The organism is Zavarzinia sp., assembly GCF_041650655.1.
Classification (GTDB): domain Bacteria; phylum Pseudomonadota; class Alphaproteobacteria; order Zavarziniales; family Zavarziniaceae; genus Zavarzinia.
Genome location: NZ_JBAZKR010000188.1, coordinates 1 through 4,152 on the forward strand (window position 1 = coordinate 1; position 4,152 = coordinate 4,152).

5 protein-coding genes are annotated in these 4,152 nt (G+C 66.2%); 2 read left to right on the forward strand and 3 right to left on the reverse strand.

What is annotated here, in order from left to right:
- Both WC493_RS21900 and WC493_RS21905 read right to left on the reverse strand, forming a co-directional pair.
- Positions 1-774 (reverse strand): c-type cytochrome (locus tag WC493_RS21900; protein ID WP_373068522.1); only part of this gene is annotated, 774 nt, incomplete at its 3' end.
- Positions 775-780: 6 nt separating this feature from the next.
- Positions 781-1,245, reverse strand: coding sequence for a cytochrome c (locus WC493_RS21905; RefSeq protein WP_373068524.1), 465 nt, complete (start codon positions 1,243-1,245; stop codon positions 781-783).
- Between the two features lie 108 nt (positions 1,246-1,353).
- Here WC493_RS21905 and WC493_RS21910 point away from each other — a divergent pair, with 108 nt between their 5' ends.
- Entirely contained in the window at positions 1,354-1,941 is a 588-nt protein-coding gene (locus tag WC493_RS21910; RefSeq protein ID WP_373068526.1) for a TIGR00730 family Rossman fold protein, read from the forward strand.
- Between the two features lie 92 nt (positions 1,942-2,033).
- Positions 2,034-3,248: an NADP-dependent isocitrate dehydrogenase gene (locus tag WC493_RS21915; protein ID WP_373068528.1), complete on the forward strand. Its 1,215-nt coding sequence runs from the start codon at positions 2,034-2,036 to the stop codon at positions 3,246-3,248.
- A 56-nt stretch (positions 3,249-3,304) separates the two neighbouring features.
- Here the strand turns inward: WC493_RS21915 and WC493_RS21920 are convergent, their stop codons facing one another.
- Positions 3,305-3,838: a hypothetical protein gene (locus WC493_RS21920; RefSeq protein WP_373068530.1), complete on the reverse strand. Its 534-nt coding sequence runs from the start codon at positions 3,836-3,838 to the stop codon at positions 3,305-3,307.
- Between the last annotated feature and the right edge of the window lie 314 nt (positions 3,839-4,152).

Here is a 4,152-nt window from a genome sequence, read left to right on the forward strand (position 1 = left end):
GACCACTTCGGCCATGGAACCCTGGACATTGTCGAAATCGGGTTTGGTGCCGCTGGCCAGCAGTTCGGCGATCTCCCCGGCCGACCAGTTGCCGATCCCGGTTTCCGCATCGGGCGTGATGTTGGGCACGAATTCGCGGTCCGGTCCGTCCGCATTGCCGGCCAGCGCCAGGCCGATCAGCGTGCCGCCCGCCGGATTGCGCGGGGTGTGGCATTCGCCGCAATGGCCGAGGGCGGTGACCAGATAGGCGCCGCGGTTGATCACGGGCGACTGGCTCGCCCGCGGGCGGAATTCGCCGGGCCGGAAGAACAGCAGTTTCCAGCCCGCCTGGAGCGCCCGGATCGAGAAGGGGAAGGCGATCTCGTTCTCCTTCCGCGGTGCATGAACCGGGGCCAGGGAGAACAGATAGGCCTTGATCGCCAGGAGGTCGGCGGCCGCCGCCTTGGTATAGGAGGGGAAGGGAAAGACCGGGAAATAATGCTCGCCCGTGGGCGAGACGCCCTGCTGCAGGGCGCGCAGGAAATCCGCGTCCGACCATTTGCCGATCCCGGTTTCGGCATCGGGAGTCAGGTTCGGCGTATAGAAGGTGCCGAAGGGGGTCGCCATGGCGCGGCCGCCGGCGAAGGGCGTGCCGCCCTTCGCCGTATGGCAGGCCATGCAGCCACCGGCGCGGACCAGATAGGCGCCGCGCGTCACCGCCTCGTCGTCCGCCGCGGCGGGGCCGGCGGCCGCGAGCAGCAGGGCTGCCGCGGCCGATAGCAGGAGACGGCGCAAGCCGCCTCAGTCCTTCTCTGGGCCGCGGAAGGCCTTGTGGCAGGCGCCGCAGGCGGCACCGGTCTGGTCGATGGCGGCGGCCAGCGCCTTGGCGTCGCCCGCCGTCACCGCGGCGGAGACGGCGGCTGCCGCGGTCTGCAGGTCTTTCGCCTTGGCGGAGAAGCCGGCCTTGTCGGTCCAGATCGCGGGCAGGGCGCGGCTCTTCTCCGACTGCGGGCCTTCGGGGAACAGGGCTTCGAGGCCGGCGCCGAAATCGATCAGTTCCTTCGCCTTGGCGGCGGCACCGGCGCTGACGGCGCCCGCCTTGGCATCGGCGGACAGCGCCTTCAGGTCGCCGCCCGCCTTCTTCATGGCGGTTTCGCGCATGTGCTGCTGTTCGTCAGGCGAGGCGGCCAGGGCAATTCCGCCGAAAGCGAGGCCGAGAGCCAGGGCTGCGGCGATACGTGACCCGTGAAGCGCGAGCAAAGCCATGCTAAGTCTCCGTCATGCGCGGCACGTCGCCGCGGCCCGAATGGTAGTCAATCGCGCGCGGCCGGCCAACCCGGCGCAGCGCCTGCCCGAGAGAAACCTGAGAGAGACATGTCCGCCGTCAAAAGCCTCTGCGTGTTCTGTGGTGCCTCGACCCCGCCCGATGCCCGTTATCTCGAAGCCGCCGGCCATCTGGGCCGCCTCCTCGCCGCCGAAGGAATCGAACTCGTCTATGGTGGCGGCGCGCTCGGCCTGATGGGCACGATCGCGCGCGCTGCGCGTGACGCCGGCGGCCGTGTGACCGGCATCATCCCGCATTTCCTGACCAAGCTCGAAGCCAAGCTGGACGGCATCTCCGAGACCATCGAGGTCGAGACGATGCACCAGCGCAAGCGCCTGATGTTCGAGCGCTCCGAAGCCTTCGCGGTGCTGCCGGGCGGCATGGGCACGCTCGACGAGACGGTCGAGATGATCACCTGGGCCCAGCTCCAGCTCCACAAGAAGCCGATCCTGATGGTCGACGTCCTCGGTTACTGGCAACCCTTCATGGGCATGGTCGAGCATGTCATCGCGTCTGGCTTCGCCCGGCCCAACACGCGCGACTTCCTGACCCTGGTGCCCGATGTCGACTCGATCCTGCCGACGCTGGCCCGGCTCAAGATCGACAGCGGTCCGAGCTCGGTGCCGGTCGCCGAGTAAATTCGCGCGGTTAGACGATTGGGGGGCTGAACCGAGCCTGCCCGTTGTGTAAGGTGCGGCGCATCAGCCGCCTAACGGAAGGAATGGGTTGCATGGTAGCCAAGATCAAGGTCGCCAATCCGGTCGTGGAACTCGACGGCGACGAGATGACCCGGATCATCTGGGCCTTCATCAAGAACAAGCTGATCCTTCCCTACCTCGACCTGCCGATCCAGTATTTCGACCTCGGGATCGAGCATCGCGACGCCACCAACGACCAGGTGACGGTCGATTCCGCGAATGCCATCAAGGCGGTCGGCGTCGGCATCAAATGCGCCACCATCACGCCGGATGAAGCCCGCGTGAAGGAATTCAATCTCAAGAAGATGTGGAAGTCGCCCAACGGCACCATCCGCAACATCCTGGGCGGCGTGATCTTCCGCGAGCCGATCATCTGCAAGAACGTGCCGCGTCTCGTCCCCGGCTGGACCAAGCCGATCGTGGTCGGCCGCCACGCCTTCGGCGACCAGTACCGCGCGACCGATTTCCGCATCCCCGGCAAGGGCAAGCTGACCATCAAATTCGTCGGCGAGGACGGCACGGTGATCGAGCACGACGTGTTCGACTTCCCGGGCGCCGGCGTCACCATGGCGATGTACAACCTGGACGACTCGATCCGCGACTTCGCCCGAGCCTCGCTGAACTACGGCCTGCTGCGCAAGTGGCCGGTCTATCTCTCGACGAAGAACACGATCCTCAAGGCCTATGACGGCCGCTTCAAGGACATCTTCCAGGAGATCTACGAGGCCGAGTTCAAGGCGCAGTTCGAGGCCGCCGGCATCGTCTACGAACACCGCCTGATCGACGACATGGTGGCCTCCGCCCTGAAGTGGGAAGGCGGCTATGTCTGGGCCTGCAAGAACTATGACGGCGACGTTCAGTCCGACACGGTGGCGCAGGGCTTCGGCTCGCTCGGCCTGATGACCTCGGTCCTGATGACGCCGGACGGCCAGATCGTGGAAGCGGAAGCGGCCCACGGCACCGTCACCCGCCACTACCGCGAGCACCAGAAGGGCAAGGCGACCTCGACCAATCCGATCGCCTCGATCTTCGCCTGGACCGGCGGCCTGAAGCACCGCGCCAAGCTCGACGGCAACGACGACCTCGCCCGTTTCGCCCAGGCCCTGGAAGAAGTCTGCGTCGAGACCGTGGAAGCCGGCCAGATGACCAAGGACCTCGCTATCCTGATCAGCAAGGAGCAGCCCTGGCTGACCACCGAGGCCTTCCTCGACGCCCTCGACCAGAACCTGCAGAAGAAGCTGGCGTAAGCCTTCTTTCACCGGCACGTCGAACGCCCGCCCCTGCGAGGGGGCGGGCGTTTTCGTCAGTCCTTCGCCTGGCGCTGCTGATTGATCGCGTCGAAGGCGGCGCGGGGATTCTCGATATTGAAGAAGCGGAGCTCGCGAGAGAGCGAGGGTAGCCAGACGCCGGTGCCGGCTTTGCCGGTCGACGGCATCCTGTCGCCCATCCGCACGTTACCGCGGCCGTTGCCGCGCTCCTCCAGCTCCGGGCTGGGCAGGCCGTGGATGTCGAGCGACCTGATCGTCGGGAAGGCGCCCGTCCGCAGGATCTGCACCCGCTGATTGGTGACCCGGTAATAGAGGTGGCGGCGGATATAGTCGTCGACCCAGAAGCGGCCGGCGACGAGGAATATCCCGGCCAAGAGGAAGGGCAGGCCGAACAGCTTGAAGAAAAAGGGTGCGCCGTCGCTCCAGACGCTGACGTTCCAGAAGAGTGCGAAGCCACCCCAGAGCAGGCTGAAAGGAACCGCGACGATGTCGCCCGGGCCGAACATCAAGCCCGGGATCGGCTGTCCTTCCCAAACCACCCGCTCACCGGGCTGAAGGCTGGTATCCACGACAATACTCCTCGCCTACTTGGCAAACGAGCAAGGCACTGCCAGGCGGGTCATGGCTCAGCGCCGGCCTTCCTCGATCCAGGAGCGGATTTCTCCGGCGGTGATCTTTCCGTCGACCGCCCGGCCGGCCGCGCGCCGTCGCAATCGGGCCAAGACCGTTCGCGCTCGGTCGGGCTCATTGCCGATGAGTCTGTCCACGTTCGATCGGGCCTTTCCGTCCTAGAAAATCCTCGATCAGCATATTCACCTCTGCCGGGTTTTCCAGCCAGGCCAGATGGGCCGTCCGCTTCATCACCACGAATTCGGCACCCGGG